Here is a 17,352-nt window from a genome sequence, read left to right on the forward strand (position 1 = left end):
TCTATAGTTTGTTGACGGCTCCCATAATGTCACTCAGATCTTCCAGCGTTAACTCCTCGTCACTGAAATCAGCGGCGCTCCATTCACGCTCCTCTTTGCCTGTGCAATGCGTGATGATTTGCTTGAGAAAGGCATGAAAATATCCCGTCAAAACTTCAATCGTTTCTTTTTGATACTGAAAACGGTTGTACACGACATGCATGCTGAGACATTCCGACGATACGGAGCCGCTGATATCAAGTGTGTACGGACGTTCCCAGTCTGGGCTGACTTCATTTCCCGCTTTTACGGGAGAAACACCAAAGCCGCTGGAACGGATTTCACGGTCAAACTGTCCCAGATAGTTAAAACTGATTTCAGGAGAATCGGATTCAGTCTCTTCCCAGAGTTTGCTTATATACTTCAGCACCCCGTATCCCGCTCCTTTATGCGGAATGCGGCGCATCATGTCTTTTGTCCGCTTAATGTGATAGCCGAGCCGCTCGCCGTCATCAGCCTGATCTTGAAAACTTGCGTCAACCAATACCGGATAAATTGACGTAAACCAACCGATGGTTCTGCTGATATCAAGATGCTCCAAGTGCTCTTCCCTTCCGTGGCCTTCCATGCTGATTTTGAATGTCTCGTTTCCGGTCCATCTGTTCAGCGCAAGGCTTAACGCGGCAAGCAATAATTCACCCGTCTCTGTTGTGTATGCTCTGTTCGCTTCCGTTAACAGCTGCTCAGTCTCCTGTTTCGTCAATGTAACGGTCATCACATCTGTATCTTTCAGAAGATTGGAAGAGATGCGGGCATCTTTCGGAAGCGGTTCGACCGCCGCTCTTTCTCTTTCGGACCAGTAGTCTGCTTCCTGTAACAGCCGGCGGCTTTTTGCATAATCAGAGATTTGCTTCGCGTAAGTCTGATAGGAATCGGTTTTTGCCGGAAGCGCGGTTTCTTTTCCTGCGAGCGCCTGCCTGTAGCACGCGGTGAGATCTTCAAATAAAATCCGCCATGATACACCGTCAATGACAAGGTGATGAATAGAAAGCAGCAGATGATCGCCATCATTAGCGTGAAATAATCCGACAGCTACGAGCGGACCCGTCTCCAGCCGAATGGAAGTTTGAATACGGGCGGCCGCCTGTTCAATTGCGGCGTGCTCCTCTTGTAATGACCCTTTCCCTCTCACGTCATGCGTTTCAAACGTAAAGAGTTCTTCTTCAGAAAGGTTTTCCGCTCTGTTGTATTGAGTCACCGATCCGTTTTGCGTGCCGCATACGATCCGTAATGCGTCATGATGAACCGCGAGCTGTGCCAGCGCTTTTCTCATAGCAGATTCATTGATTCTGTCCGCACTGCGGAGCATTACGGACTGATTAAAATGATCATGCGGCAATGATTGCGACAAGAACCAGTGCTGGATCGGCGTCAGCGGCACGTCTCCCGTGACGGGAGCCTGATCAATCACGCGGCGGACTTTCCGGAGCCGCATCGATACTTCTCCCAGTGTCTGATGCTCGAACAGCTCGCGGACGGTCGTTTCATAGCCCTGCTGTTTCAGCCTCGCACATACTTGCAGCGCTTTAATCGAATCCCCGCCGAGATGGAAGAAATGAGCATTGGGGCCGAGGCCTTCAACACCTAAGAGTTCTTCCCAAATGTCAGCCATCATTTCTTCAGTTTCATTTCTCAGGCTGATATCATCTCCAAGGCTATCATTTAATTCAGGCTGCGGGAGCGCCTTCTCGTCCAGCTTCCCATTCGCCGTCAGAGGCAGTTCATCAAGCTCTATCAAGCGGGCGGGAATCATATATTCCGGCAGAAAAGCTCTGAGAGAGGCCTGAATCTCTGCTTCTTTTATCTTTTCGTTCCCGTGTAAGACCGCGTATGCGTAAATGGAGTGCTGACCGTGCTGATCAGCACGTGTGATCACGGCGGCCTCTTTCACGGAGGAAAGCTCTTGCAGCGCTGATTTAATTTCTCCCAGCTCAATTCTGTGGCCTCTGACTTTTACTTGCGCATCTTTCCGCCCGACATATTCCAGCTCTCCATTTGAGAGTCTTTTGGCGATATCACCCGTCCGGTAGAGCCGCATGCCGGAAACGTGCGGATTCGTGATGAAACGGGAGGCGGTTAAATCATCCCTGTTTACATATCCCCTCGCGACGCCTTCCCCGCCGATATAAAGCTCACCGGGAATTCCGATCGGCTGCGGATTCATATAGGCGTCCATAACAAAAGCATGAAGGGTTTCCAGCGGTCTGCCGATATTGCTTTTGTTTCTCTCAATATCATCCATATTCAGTTTTTTGCATGTGACGTGAACCGTGGTTTCCGTAATACCGTACATATTAACAAGCTCCGTCTCCGGGTACTTCTCTTTCCAGCTTTTCAGCATGCCGGGCTGAAGCGCTTCTCCGCCGAAAATGACATATCGAAGCTTCAGCTTGTCCGTATGCCCGGCCTCTTCATGAATGAGTCCGGAAAAAGCCGTCGGCGTTTGGTTCAGCACCGTTACGCCTTCACTTTGCAGCAGCTGCCGGTACAAATACGGATCACGGGCTGTGTCTTTCGGCACGATAACTACCTTTCCGCCGTATAAGAGCGCGCCGAATATTTCCCAGACAGAAAAATCAAAGCAATAGGAATGGAACAGCGTCCAGACGTCTTCAGAGCCGAAATCAAACGGCAGTCCTTTATGTGTGATAAGACTGATGACATTGCGGTGTTCCGTCATAACGCCTTTCGGTTTTCCGGTTGTGCCCGATGTGTAAATCACGTAAGCCGGCTGTTCAGGCGTTATTATTTCTTTCGTTCTGTCTGCTGAAACGGATTCAGGCTTATCGATGTATAAAACCGGCAGCCCGTCCATTCCGGATATCCCAAGACCCGATTGCGTCAACAGAGCACGCGCGCCGCTGTCAGTCAGCATAAATGAAATCCGCTCGTCCGGATAGTCAGGATCAATCGGCAGATAAGCACCTCCCGCTTTTAAAATACCGAGAATCCCAATCAGCATATCCGGAGATCGTTCGGTCATAATTCCGACAATCTGTCCGGAGCGGATGCCGTTTTCCGACAGCATATCGGCGATTCGATCCGCCTTTTCATTGAGCTCGCGGTAGGTGAGACGCTCATCAGACATGACGGCTGCAATTTGATCCGGCATTTTTTCCGCCTGTGCTTCAAATAAACTGACAATCGTTTCATGCCTCGGATACTCCGCCGTTTGATTTTCCGCTTGAAGAAGCATCTGCCGCTCGTTTATGCCCAGCAAATGAATGTCAGACAGCTTCCGCTCATCATCCGATGCGATTTGTCCTAAAAGCTCTTTAAAATGATCGGCCCACCGTTCGATCGTATCCTTTTCAAACAACGCGGTACTGTATTCAAAATGAAAATCCAGTGAGCCATCCGGCCGTTCCTCGGCATGAAGCGTCAAGTCGAATTTTGAAATGTCATGCTTCACTGCATGTGAAGAAACGGATAAGCCCGGAAGGTTCACTTCGAAATCATCACTGTTTTGCAAAACGAGCATGGCATCAAACAGCGGATTGCGATTGACTTCCCGGTGTGTATCAAGCTTTTGGGCAAGTTCTTCAAACGGGAAGTCCTGATGTTCGGCCGCGCCGAGGGCGAGCATTTTCACCTCTTCTAAATAAGCGCGGAATGTCTTATCCCCTTTCGGCCTGCTTCTCATTGCCACGGTATTTACAAACATGCCGATGACCCCGTCAAGCTCAGCGCGGCTTCTGCCGGCCGCAGGTGAACCGACGACAATGTCTTCCTGCCCGCTCAATTTAGAAAGGAACAAGGAGTAGCTTGCCAAAAGAATCATATACAGTGTCGAACCCGTCTCATCCATGAGCTGGCGCAAGTTCTCCGCCGTTTCCTTTTGAAGGCGCGTTCGAACCGCGGACCCGCTGAAATCAGGAAGCTGCGGGCGCTTTTTATCGAGCGGCAGATCAAGTACGGGAATGTTTTCCCCGATCGTCTCCAGCCAATAACGCTCATGTCTTTTGAATTCTTCAGCGGCAAACCGCTCATGCTGCCAGACGGAAAAATCTTTGTACTGGAGTTTTAACGGCCGCAGCTCTTTTCCTCTGTACAAATCCGTCAATTCTTGAATCAGAACGCTCATTGACACACCGTCTGCGATAAGATGATGCATATCAAGCAGCAGAAAATGACGTTCTTCAGTAACTTTGGCTAAAGTCACTCTCAAAAGCGGCGCTTTTTCCACGTCAAACGGTTTGACGAAAGTTTCCATCACCTCTTGAAGAAGGTTCCCGGATGGCATGTGAATCTCTGTGAGGTCAAGATCGACATGTGCATGTATTTGCTGCATCGGCTCCCCGTTTCGTAAAACAAATGAAGTGCGTAACGCTTCATGCCTTTGTAACAGCGCTGAAAAGGCTTCGTGCAGGCGATCCCGGTTGAGTCTGCCGCTCAGTTCCAGACAAGCGGGCATATGATAGCCCGTACTGTCCGCTGCAAGCTGATGAAGGGCATAGAGCCTTTTTTGCGCAAAAGATAGCGGGTACAAGTCCTTTGCCACAGCAGGCGTGATTTCTGCATATTCTCCTCTTTTCCTCTGTTCAAGGAAGCGGGCCATGCTCTCGATGGTCGGATGTTCAAAAACATGGCGGACGGCAAGTTCAATTTGCAGCCGTTTATGTATGTTTGAAACAAGCGACGCGGCTTTCAGCGACTGTCCGCCGATTTGGAAGAAATCATCTCTCATACTGATGTGTTCCCGTTTCAGCACTTCTTGCCAAATAGACAGCAGCTCAGTCTCAAGCATTGTGCGCGGAGCTTGATAATCACCGGTTCTCTCGGCTTCTTTCGGCTCAGGAAGTGCGGCCCGATCAAGTTTTCCGCTCACAGACAGCGGCATTTCCGTTAATTTGGTAAAGCTTCCCGGTATCATATAAGCAGGTAATCTCCCGGCCAATTCAGCGTGCGGTTTAAATGTCACACCCGCATTTTCCAGTACGACATAAGCTGCAAGCTCCTGTTCCCCGTCCGCCATTTTGCGCACGGTGACTGCCGCCTCTTTTACCCCGGACAGACTTCTGAGTGCCGTTTCGATTTCTCCTAATTCAATTCTGTAACCTCTTACCTTCACCTGATCGTCAAAGCGTCCCATGTATTCAATCGTTCCATCCGGTAAAAATCGGGCTGCATCTCCCGTTCTGTAAAGCCGTTCACCTTCACGAAACGGATGAGGGGTAAAGACTTTGCCCGTCAGCTCTTTTTGCTGAAAATATCCATCCGCCAGACCTTTTCCGGAAATACACAGTTCACCGACGGCTCCGACCGGCTGCAGCCGATCTCCATGCATCATATAGACAGAAGTGTTGGCAATCGGGCGCCCGATCGTAATCCGGCTGCTTTTTTGCAGGTTGCGCAGAATCGTCGTGGCCACACTGTTTTCCGTCGGGCCGTATTCATTCAGCAGCTCGGCATTCGGGCATATGCCGCGGCTCGCTTCCACGATATCAGGAGTGGCCGCTTCCCCGGCAAATGTCACCGCCCGAAGCGTCTGCGCATCCTTTTTCGTCAGCGAATCAAGCAGAACGCGATACAGAGACGGAACGATCAGAAGATGGCTCACTCCGTGGCGGGTGATTTTCTGTTTTATTGAAAGGACGTCTTTCGCATCATCTTCATCAGTTAACAATACACAGGCGCCCGACAGAAGCGGAGTGAAAAGACTCGTTAATGACCCGTCAAATACGTATGAAAAAAGATGAAGCGCTATGTCCCCTTCTGTCATCCCGTATTCTTCACGCCGCCATTGCAATGTATTGCTGATCGCTTTGTGTTGTACAAGCACCCCTTTCGGCCGGCCTGTCGTTCCGGAGGTGTAAATGACATACGCCCAATTTCCGCTGTCAGATACCGGCGGAAGCGGTGCAGTCTGCTGGGAAACCGTTTCCTCTATGATGACGACACTGCCCTTGAAATCCGGCGGAATGAGGGGGAGCAGGTCTTTTTCAGTCACGAGCAGTGAGGCTTCACTGTCTCTCAGTAAAAATGAAATCCGTTCAGGCGGGAATTCCGCATCAATCGGCATATAGGCGCTGCCCGACTTCCAAATTCCGAGCAGAGCGGCAACCGTACTCATTGATCGGCGCAGCATAACAGCAGTGATCTGATCGGGGCGTGCGCCTTTTTCCCTTAAGGCATGCGCAATCTGATTCGCCCGCTGATTTAATTTCTTGTAGCTCCAGCTTACCCCGTTATATCTCAACGCCTCTTGGTCAGGCGTTTTTGCCGCCTGTTCTTCAAACAGCCCATGAACGGTTGTCTCAGGGTACGGACGGTTCGTTTCGTTAAACGAATGAATCAAGGCTTCTTCCTCCGGAGGCACGAGACTGATGCTTGATAAAAGCCTGTCCGGATCTTCCGTTACACAGGAGATGACCTCCAGAATATGCCCTTTGATCCGTTTCATGTCTTCCCGATCGTAGATGCCCGCATTGTAGCTGAATTTCACATAAAACTCTTCTCCCGGAACGATGACGACGTTAAGATCGTAATTGGTTTCTTCCGCCATCGAAAAGTTTTCAAGTGAGAGCGCACTGCTTTCCGTTTGCTGCCAGCCGTTTACCGCAGTCTGCATCTGAACCGGATAATTCTCAAAAACCAGGATGTGGTTCAAGAGATCTTTTTGCAGACCGCTCTCGTTTTGGATGTCATAAAGCGGATAATAGCTGTGCTCTTCCGCAGCGAGTGACTCTTTTTGCACCTTTTTGAGGAGAGAAGAAAAAGTCATATCCCCAGCCGCGCGCACCCTTACCGGCACGGTATTGATAAACAGTCCGGCCATGGATTCAATGCCGGCGATAGCTGACGGCCTGCCGGAAACAACTGAACCGAATACCGCATCTTCAGTGCCGTTGTAACGGTGGAGAAGCAGTCCCCAAATGCTCGTAAATAAAGTATTCAGCGTGACCCCGGTGCTTCGGGCAATGTCTGTCAGTTTTTGCACGGTTTCAGACTCAAGGGAAAATTGAAAATGCTCAGATGCATAACCGTTTTGCGCCGGCTTATTCTTCGTTTGCGGAACGGAAACGACTTCTCCGTAATCTTCCAAGCAGCGCGACCAGAACGCTGACGTTTCTTCTTTATTCCGGCTTCGGAGCCATTTGATATAAGAACTGTAAGGAGCCGGACTGCCGAGGTTTACAGGCCGCCCGTTTCGGATCGCATAATACATGCTGAAGAAATCTTTCAGCACAATGCCCAAGCTCCAGCCGTCCATCATAATGTGATGGTGAGTCCAAACGCATGTATGGCGGTTTTCTCCCGTTTGAAAAAGAGTCAGGCGCATTAAGGGGCCTTTTTGCAGATCAAAGCCCTTATTCCGGTCGGTTTCCTTGAATTCCTTAATGATGTTTTGCTGCTGTTCTTCCGAATAATCTGAAATGTTCTCAGTCTGTACGGCTGTGTCACGGCGTGAAAGGACAACCTGCTGCGGCCCTTCAAGGTCAGGCACTTCTTTTATGAAAATCGTTCTGAAAATATCATAACGGCTGACAAGCATATCCAGACTTTTTTGGAATGTATCAATGCATAAATCCCCGCTGACTGTAAACGAAATCTGCTCGACATATGCGTTTGATCCGGAATCCAGAAGCGAATGAAACAGCATGCCTTCCTGCATATATGATAAAGGGTAAATATCTTGAATTTCTGTCGCTTGTGTCACGAATGCCACACACCTTTTTATGAAATTAAAGTCCTTTTACGAGATCTTCAATGCTTGATAGTGCTTGAGCGGTCAATTCTGTATGGCTGTAATCCGTTAATGTTTTTTCCCGCTCTTTCTTGCCGGAACAGTGGGCGATGATGTCCTCGATGTGAGTATGGAAACGATTCATGAAGACCTCGATTGCCCCCGGTGCAAATACATCGGTATAAACGGCTTTTACCTCCAGTTGCCCGGCCGCCACCATCGCGTTAATATCCAGATCAAACTCGCGGATGCGCCCGGCCGCTATATCATGCTGCGGCTTGAACGGTGACATCTTCAGCGTTCCCTCAAGACCGTCAAACGCACCGAGATAGTTAAAGCTTATTTCTGGGTCTTTATAAAGAATGTTTCGCGAATATCTCAACAGCCCGTAGCCGGTTCCGTGATAAGGAACCCGTCTCATCATGTCTTTTACCGTCTTTATGCGGTGAGCGGTTTTTTCGCCTGAGCCGCCCGGCACTCTCATATCCAAAAGCACCGGGTAAACAGATGTAAACCATCCTGCTGTTCTTGACATATCAATGTCAGGCATATGCCCTTGGCGCCCGTGCCCTTCAGTGCTGATAAGGATCTGTTCAGAACCCGTCCACTCATGAAGCGCCATTCCAAGCGCCGTTAAAAGCAATTCATGAACATCCGTTCCGTATGCCTGCTGTGTTTCCAACAGCAGCTGTTTCGTGACTTCGCTGCTTAATATCCACGATGCCGTGCGCGCGTTTTCCTGCAATCGTCCGGCGTTTTCATCAGTTATTTTCGGCAGCGGCGCTGTTTCACTAGACATCACGCTGTCCCAGTATGCGGCTTCCTCCAGCAATGCTTTGCTTTTGGAAATGTCAAAAAGCTCTTCGGCATACTTTATATAAGAATCGCTTTTCGGCGGCAGTTTGATTTGTTTGCCTTCCAATGCCTGCTGATAAGCTGTCTGCAGATCTTCAAGCAATATCCTCCATGACACGCCGTCCACGATAAGATGATGAATTGTTATAAGAAGATGGTCGGCTTCCTTCTGCCGGAACACTCCGAGATGAAGCAGAGGCCCTTGATCAAGACGCATAGCCTGCTGTATTTCTTTTTCCTCAGCGGCTATCCGTTTTTCGGGCTGCGTTTCTTCTGAAATATCTATGACGTTAAGCGTAAAGATTTCTTCATACTGCTTTGTGATTCCGCGATTATATTGAACCGTTTCCCCATGCTCATTTTCAGTGAAAGTCATTCGCAGCGCATCATGATGTTCTGTCAGCGCGCAAACCGCCTGATACAGCGCATCTATTTCGAGGCTGTCTTCACTGCACAGCATGACCGCTTGGTTATAATGAAGCTCAAACGCACCCGGCTCCTCAAAAAATCTCTGCTGGATCGGTGTCAGCGGAGCGCTTCCTTCTATCGGCCCCTGATCAGCCATTGCAACAGCCGGCATGAGGTGCTTCGCGAGTTCTGCAATCGTCGGGAACTGAAACAAATCGCGGATCGACATGTTCCAGCCTTCTCCGGCGAGTCGGGCTGACACTTGAAGCGCCTTAATGGAATCTCCCCCAAGCTCAAAGAAAGAGTGATGGATTCCCGCTTTCTGAATATGAAGCACATCTTCCCAAATCCGGCATAACATCGCCTGTTTTTCATCGCCGGGCGCGACAAATGCCTGGGATGAATGTATCTCTTCTGCCGGCAATGCCGATTTATCAAGTTTGCCGTTCAGTGTCAGGGGCATGCTGTCTAAACCGATAATATGGGACGGCATCATATAAGCCGGGAGCTCCTGCATTAGAGACTGGCGAAGTGATGAGATATCGGCCTCTTTAGGAACGATGTATGCCGCTAATCGGGCTTGTCCTTCGGCATCTTTCATCACGGTAACAGCCGCTTCTTTGACTTGATCGTGTTTCAAAAGCACACTTTCTATTTCTCCCGTCTCAATTCTGTAGCCTCTGATTTTTACCTGCTTATCAATCCGCCCTTGAAAACGAAGAGTACCATCCGGCAGCCAGCAAGCCTGATCTCCGGTTCTGTAAAGCGTTTCTCCCGTTTGTAACGGGTCACTGAATGCGCCCTCTGTCAGCTCAGGCTGTCCCCAATATCCTTTGGCGACGCCGGCCCCTCCGATATACAGCTCTCCGAAAACGCCGATCGGCTGGACCTGTTTGTCTTTGTTTAAGACGTACATTTGTACATTCGGAAGCGGAACACCGATCGGCACATCATCTTCCCGCGGCTTTTCGCTCATTTCGGCTTCATAATACGAAGAATCAATTGTCGCTTCTGTTACACCGTAGCTGTTAATGATCCGCATTTCTTTTCCGAAGCGTTCATGAAGCGTATAAAAATCCTGCGACTTGATCATATCTGAACCCAGTACCAGTATTTTTACACTTTGCAGCGCGAGCTTCCGGCGATATATATATTCCATAAACGGAACAATCAGCGCGGGTGTCGACTCCATAAACGTGATACGGTACTGATCAATGAGCCGATAAAGCTGTTGCGGCTCAAGCCGGACGTCATCCGGACAAATGACAAGCGTTCCCCCGTTTAGCAGGGCGCGTGCAAGATCCCCTGAAAATACATCAAATGAGAAACTCGCCATCTGCAGTACTCGGACTGGTTTACGATCAAGCTCATAAATTTTCCGCCATGCAAGTGCTGCATGCGTAAAGCTGAGATTTCTGACTTCGACTCCCTTCGGCGTTCCCGTTGTTCCCGAAGTATATATGATATATGCAGTATCATCCGGTGACGCTGCCGGCTGAATATTCTTTGCACAAATATCGTATTGATCTTCATGATCGAGCTGAATGAGAAATAAATTGTTATCCGTCAGCTGTGAAGCAAGTTCTTTGTATTCTGACTGCACCATCAAGACGGATGCCGCGCTGTCTTTTAATAAATAGCGAATCCGTTCCTCGGGATAATGGGAGTCAACCGGTATATACGCCCCTCCCGATTTCATGACGGCAAGAACACTGACGATCGCTTCAATCGAGCGGTTTGCCAATATAGCTGCTCTTTTTCCCGGACCGAATCCATTTTTGTGTAATGTTCGCGCAAGCCGATTTGCCCGCTCATTAAGCTGCGAATAGCTGATCTGTTGTGCTCCTTCAATAACAGCGGTCTGATGAGGCGTTTCTTCTGCTTTCTCTTCAAACAACTGGTGAAACAGTTTGTGTTTTTCCATGAATTCGGTTTGTGTGTTATTAAACTCAATCAGTAACTTTTGTTTTTCTTCTTCATCCAAAATGTCAGCTTTCGATAGTGTGACTTCCGGTTCGGCGGCAACATGGCGCAAGAGATTCAGTAAGTGGCCCATCCAGCGTTCAATCGTTTCTTTCATAAAAAGCTCGGTGCTGAATTCCATTTCAAAGCGGATGTTTCCATCGGATTCAGCCGCTGATAAGGTCAGGTCAAAACTTGATACATCATGTTCGGTATGCTCTGATCGCGACGCCTTCAGGCCGGCCAGATTTATCTCTTCTCGCTCCATATTCAGAAGAATAAACATCGCATCAAACAGCGGATTGCGGCTCATGTCCCGCTGCACCCCGAGCCGTTCCACTAGCTCTTCAAACGGATAGTCCTGATGCTCATACGCCTCAAGCGCGGCCTGGCGGACTTCCGCCAAGTAATCGGTAAACCGTTTGTCTCCTTTCGGCTCCGTTCTGATGGCGAGCGTGTTGACGAACATGCCGAGAATCGGTTCAAGGTCTTTGTGCGGACGCCCGGCAATCGGCGAGCCGACGATGATGTCTTCCTGCCCGCTCAATCGCGCGAGTAACGTATTGTACGCGGCGAGAAGCACCATATACAAAGTGGAGCCGTGATCCCGGGCGATGCGGTGAAGGCCGGAAGCCGTTTCAGCGTCAAGCGTGCATGATACGCTGCCGCCCGCAAAGCTTCTGACAGCCGGACGGGCCTTGTCAGCCGGAAGCTCAAGCACCGGAAGCTCTCCTTCTAGCCGCTTCAGCCAATAGGATTCCTGCTTCTGGTACCCTTCTTTCTCCTGAAACGACCGCTGCCAGACGGCATAGTCTTTATATTGAAGGCGCATCGGCGCAAGCGAACGGCCTGCGTACAGCTCGCCGAATTCTTTTATCAAGGTGTTGACGGACACACCGTCAGAAATAATATGATGCATATCCGTTAATAAAAGGTGACGTTCGTCCGATTCTTTCACGAGAGCCGCACGGAAGAGCGGCGCTTCTTCCAAACAAAACTGCCGGACGAATGCGTCAGCTGACTCGGCCTCATCCAGCTGAAACGGTACGCTGTCATGGATGCGCTGCACCGGTTCGCCGTCAGGCCCCGTTTCAAAGGACGTTCTGAGCGACTCATGCCGCTCAACAAGCTGCCGGAACGTCTCCTCCAGCCGGCTGCGGTCAAGCGGGCCCGTCAGTTCCAGCACAGCCGGCATATTGTAGCCGACACCGCCGTCTTCAAGCTGTTGGAGCACATACATCCGTTTCTGCGCCGAAGACACCGGGTAGGTGTCCTGTGTTTGCGCAGGCTGAATCGCTTCATACGGGCTCTCTTCCAAGTCCTGAATAACCGAAGCGAGCTCTTCCACCGTCGGCCGGGCGAAGATGTCCTGTAACGGCACCTGAACACCGAACTCTTTGGCGATGCGGGAGACGAGAGCCGTCGCTTTTAACGAATGGCCGCCCCGCTCAAAAAAGTGATCCCGGATGCCGACGGGGCCGTTTTTCAGCACCTCTTCCCAAAGGGCGCAAAGCTTCATTTCCGTGACGTTCCGCGGGGCGGTGTACGCCTGTCTGTCTGCCGCTCCGTCGGGAGCCGGAAGCGCGCGGCGGTCAAGCTTTCCGCTCGGCGTGACCGGCCATTCGCTCATCTCTATAAACTGAGCCGGCATCATGTAGGCCGGAAGGCGTGTCGCAAGCTCCGCCCGCACGTCATCGCTTTCCCGTCCTTCGATATAGGCGTAAAGCGCGGTTTCGCCGTGTTCGTTCCGGGCGGTGACTGCTGCCTCACGAATGCCGTCGATGCGCCGGATCGCCGCTTCGATCTCTCCCGGTTCAATCCGGTAGCCGCGGACTTTCACCTGTCCGTCTGAACGTCCGAGCCATTCGACAAGGCCATCTTCTGTCCAGCGTGCGATATCACCCGTCTGATACATGCGTTCTCCCGGGTAAAACGGATCATTGAGAAAACGCTCCTCCGTCAGCTCAGGCCGGTTCAGATAGCCCCGGGCCACCCCGGTCCCTGCGATGTACAGCTCTCCTGCCACGCCCGCAGGCTGGATGGTTCCTCCGCTATCTAATACATACAGACGGGCACCCGGAACGGGTTTTCCGATCGGAAGCCTTGTCCGTCCGCTGTCCCGTTTTCGGTCACAGACGTAAAACGCCGCATCAACCGTCGCTTCTGTCGGTCCATAGCCGTGAATAAGCATCGTCTCCGGCAACAGATCTGCAAACCGGGCAGCCGTAAGCGGGGAAAGAGCTTCGCCTCCGGCAAACACGCGTGTCAGTGTTCTGCCGAGGCGTGTTCTTGTTTCCTCAGGCTCCGTTTCCAGCGCGTCTAAAAAGCTGTTGACCATTGCCGGAATAAAATGCGCGGTCGTCACCTTTTCTGAGGCAAACGCTTCAATCATCCGCACAGGATCTTTCTCCCAGCCGGCCGGAAGCAGATACACGGAGGCGCCTGACATCGTCCACCAAAACAATTGCCAGATGGAAGCGTCGAAAGAAAAGGATGATTTCAGCACGATAATATCCTCTTCCGTCAACGGGAACTGCCCTTGCATCCCTGATAAAAAGGCGGCGGCCTGACGGTGTTCAACAGCCACTCCCTTCGGTGTTCCCGTCGAACCGGACGTATAAATGATATAAGCGAGCGAATCAGCATCCGCTTCGTCAGAGACAGCCCCTGTCTCCGCCTCACTTGTCAGAGCAGAAAGAGACACTTCTAGCGTTTCTCCGGAAAAACCGGAAACGGATAACCCCGGCTGTGCAAGCAGGAGACAAGCGCCGCAGTCATCGAGCATATAGCGCAGCCTGTCCTCAGGATACTCCGGGTCAAGCGGCACGTAGGCGCCGCCCGCTTTTAACACGGCAAGCACAGAAACCACCATCTCCGGCGAGCGTTCAGCGAGTACGCCGACCATGCTTTCTTTGCGGACGCCTTTTTGTCGGAGCCGAACGGCGAGCCTGTCTGTGTACTGGTCAAGCTCGGCGTACGTCAGCATACCGCCCGGAAAACGGAGCGCCGGACGATGCGGCGAAAGCGCGGCGCGGCGGGCAAACAGTCCGTGAAGCGTCGGAGCCGGCGGTTCAACCGTTTCTGTACGGTTAAACGCAGTTAACACCCGTTTCTTTTCATTTTCATCCGCCATATCAATATGCCGAATCAGCCGGTCTGGATTTCTAACGGCATTTTCAACGATCGTCAGCAAATGAGTTTGAATGCGTTTGATTGATTTTTCAGTAAATAAAGCGGATTGGTAATCAAAATTCAGCTCAATCAATCCCGTATCTGTCCGCTCCTTAATTAAAATGGACAGCTCATTTGCCGTATGCCCGCTGAAAAACATGGCCGTTTCATAATCGAAACCGTCTGCCTTACGCCACTCAAGCGGCTGATACTGCATCGAAATACCGATGATATTTTGCAGGTCATGATGAATCTGCCTTAATTCATTCACAAAAAGATTGTAAGGATATTTCTGGTGCCGCATAACAGACAGCTGCTCTTTTCCTACGCTGCGGACAAAGGACAGGAACTCCGCATCAGGATCTGCCGTCATTCTGATCGGCAGTGTGCTGACGAACATGCCGAGCATATCCTTTTCGAGCCTGGAGCCCCGGTTTCCGTAATAAGTGCCGATGGCAATATCCTTTTTAGCCGTCAGACGGCTGATGCATATGTATAACGAAGCCATAAACAGAGAGATGATGCTGATATTATTTTCTTTGCAAAAACGCCGGATAGATTGTTCTAAGGAGTGAGAAAGAGTGATAGTATCTCTGGAAGCCGCAGTGCTTTGTCTAAGATGAGAGGTTCGTTCCGCCAGTGAAAGGTGTTCCGGAACGGTTCGGTATGTTTCAGTCCAAAATGAACGGTCTTTTTGAAAACGGGAAGACTGTAAGTATTGCTGTTCTTTTTCCATGTAGCTGAGATAGGAAGGTCTGTGATGTTCAGTTAAATCCTCGCCCCGCATGATCTTTTGGTAGATGTCAATGAGCTGGTTGCCGAGCAGGTTGAGCGAGATGCCGTCCATGATAATATGGTGAAATTTTGAATAAAGCCAAACTTCTTCGTCTGACATGACAAGCAGAGTAAAGTGATACAGAGGTGAATGAAACAGCTTGAACGGAACACGGGTCTGCGTGTCAATCCATGCGTCCCGCTCTGCCTGATCAGTATGAGTAAAATCAACAGTCTCTAGAGAAATCGGCCGATGCCCCGCCAGATACAGCTGGGGTTCTGATCCGTCCCCTTCTGTCAGTTGAAACCTGAGCGAATCATTTTGCGAGATAGAAAAATCCAAAGCATGGCGCAGTACGTCAAAATCGATGTCCCCCCTGAATTTGACGCATGCCGCGAGATTGCAGATACTTGTGCCCGGTTCGAGCAGCTCCGTAAACCACACTCTTCTTTGTGCGTGAGTTAAAGAATAAACAGTGTTCTCCAATGGAATCCCTCCGCTTCAATTTAAGAGGATAAGAAAGTGAAATAATTACAATTAAATTTCGACAGCATATGACTTAATCATCCATATAAGCATTATTTTAAAACATATTTTAGAAATCACAATAAAAAATTAAATTTTCTCTAACATTTTTTAGAATATAGTATATATTCCTCACTTCACTTCTTCATTTCTATAATCTTTATACCATGTAAAACGGTATGTATGCATACTATAAACTGGTTCTTAAACACTATAATAAGGAATAAAATGTATAATTAATTGCGCTTTTAAAAAGGTTTTCCTCCCGAAAAGAAGTTTTATGTTAAAAAATGAATAATCGGTGAACATGTAAGAAAGCAGTATGTAAAAAAAAGGAAGGATATTGCCGATATTACTTTTTGAAAAGATTGATTCATAATCGCAATATAATGTTTTACAGACATCATAAAAAGCCGAATCCTCTAAGGATTCGGCCCTTCTTATTGATTTGCCAGCACGACTGCGATTTTGTCTTCAATGTCTTTTCCGTCATCTTCGTCAAGCAGCCCGTTTTGAAGCACGGAAAAAATAAGCGTATCTCCTGTTTTTGTGTCTGCATAGCCGGCAATCGAACTGACTGATGTTAGTGACCCGGTTTTCGCTTTAATTTTGCCTTCTGCCGGAGTATTCTTCAGCCGGTTCCGAAGGGTTCCTCCCGTCATTCTGTCGCTTGCACCGGCGACAGGGAGCGAACGAAGGAAAGCCGGGTACCACTTTTCTTTCTGAACCGCATACAAAAGCTCTCCGATTTGGCCGGCGGATACGCCGTTAATATGAGAAACGCCGGATCCGTCTCTTGCAATCAATTCATCCGGATTCAGCCCGAACGATTTGAGTTCCGATTTCATCACGTCCAAGCCCTTTTCCCAGCTGCCCTCCCCTTTTTTCACTTTTCCCATTTCCTTGATCAGAATTTCGGCGTGTCCGTTGTTGCTCAGTTTCATAAACGGGATCAATAATTCTGAAAGAGGCATGGATGTCCGTGATGTGACGAGCTGGGTGCGGTGCGGCATTCGCCCTGTTCTGATTTTCCCTTTTACAGTTATCCCCTGTTTAGTAAGCGCTTGTTTCCATAAATCTAAAGCATAGGACGACGGATCCCACACTGCCGCCCATTCTCTTGCCTGTGCCGAGCCGGCAGGTATGGTTCCCTTTATCGTAATCACATTGCCACCGTGCTCCCGTTCAACCGTCAAATCTTTCTTTTCATCAGAAGCGACGGTTTTCACTTCATTTTTCACACGAACGACGTCCGTATGGGGAGAAATCGAAATGCGCGGCTTTTTACCGGGCTGTTTCGCCGGGCTGATTTCCGCAATCACCGTTCCGGTATCATAATCCTCATTTGGTGAAGCGGTAAGAGCTGATACTTGCGCGCCATAATATTGGCCTTCATCACTCCACGGAAGATCAACTGAATACCTGGTATCGTCATACCACGAATCATCCCCGACCAGATCTCCTTTAATGACTTGGATGCCCCTGGCTTTGACCTGTTTAGCCATCTTCTCAAAATCAGAAGCCAATAGGGTCGGATCACCTTTTCCCCTGAGATAAAGGTTTCCGCGCAGCTGTTTTCCTTTTACGGCGCCGTCTGCCCGTACTTCTGTCTTAAAGGTATAATCTTCTCCGAGAACGGAAAGCGCCGCAGATGCCGTCAGCAGCTTCATCAGTGATGCAGGCCTCAGCCGCATATCTTCCCGGCTGCCGAACAGCACCTCCCCTGTTTTTGCTGACCGGACACTGACGCCCGCTGAAGCTCCCTTTAAAGCAGGTTCTTCATCCAGAATGTGTTCCAGCTCTTTTTGCAAAGTATTTTTTTGTTCAGCCGCCTTAGCCGCATCATCAATATAAGGAACTGCGGCAATGATCAAAAGCAGAATCACCGCGCTCAAGCGTTTCACATATGTTTTCAATGTTATCCCGCCTC

At 49.8% G+C, this 17,352-nt stretch carries 3 protein-coding genes; all 3 read right to left on the bottom strand.

The features are described 5' to 3' along the window. Position 1: 1 nt before the first annotated feature. The gene (locus tag JNUCC22_RS09360) at positions 2-7,699 is read right to left on the bottom strand and encodes a non-ribosomal peptide synthetase (RefSeq protein ID WP_216062312.1); all 7,698 of its coding nucleotides are present in this window, start codon (positions 7,697-7,699) and stop codon (positions 2-4) included. 25 nt (positions 7,700-7,724) lie between these two features. Continuing rightward, the gene (locus tag JNUCC22_RS09365) at positions 7,725-15,383 is read right to left on the bottom strand and encodes a non-ribosomal peptide synthetase (RefSeq protein ID WP_216061653.1); all 7,659 of its coding nucleotides are present in this window, start codon (positions 15,381-15,383) and stop codon (positions 7,725-7,727) included. 479 nt (positions 15,384-15,862) lie between these two features. Beyond that, a complete protein-coding gene (dacB, locus tag JNUCC22_RS09370) occupies positions 15,863-17,338 on the bottom strand; it encodes a D-alanyl-D-alanine carboxypeptidase/D-alanyl-D-alanine endopeptidase (RefSeq protein WP_025284824.1) in 1,476 nt (491 codons plus the stop codon). Positions 17,339-17,352: the final 14 nt, after the last annotated feature.

It is taken from the genome of Bacillus sp. JNUCC-22, assembly GCF_018861275.1.
In the GTDB taxonomy this organism is placed as follows: Bacteria; Bacillota; Bacilli; order Bacillales; family Bacillaceae; genus Bacillus; species Bacillus velezensis.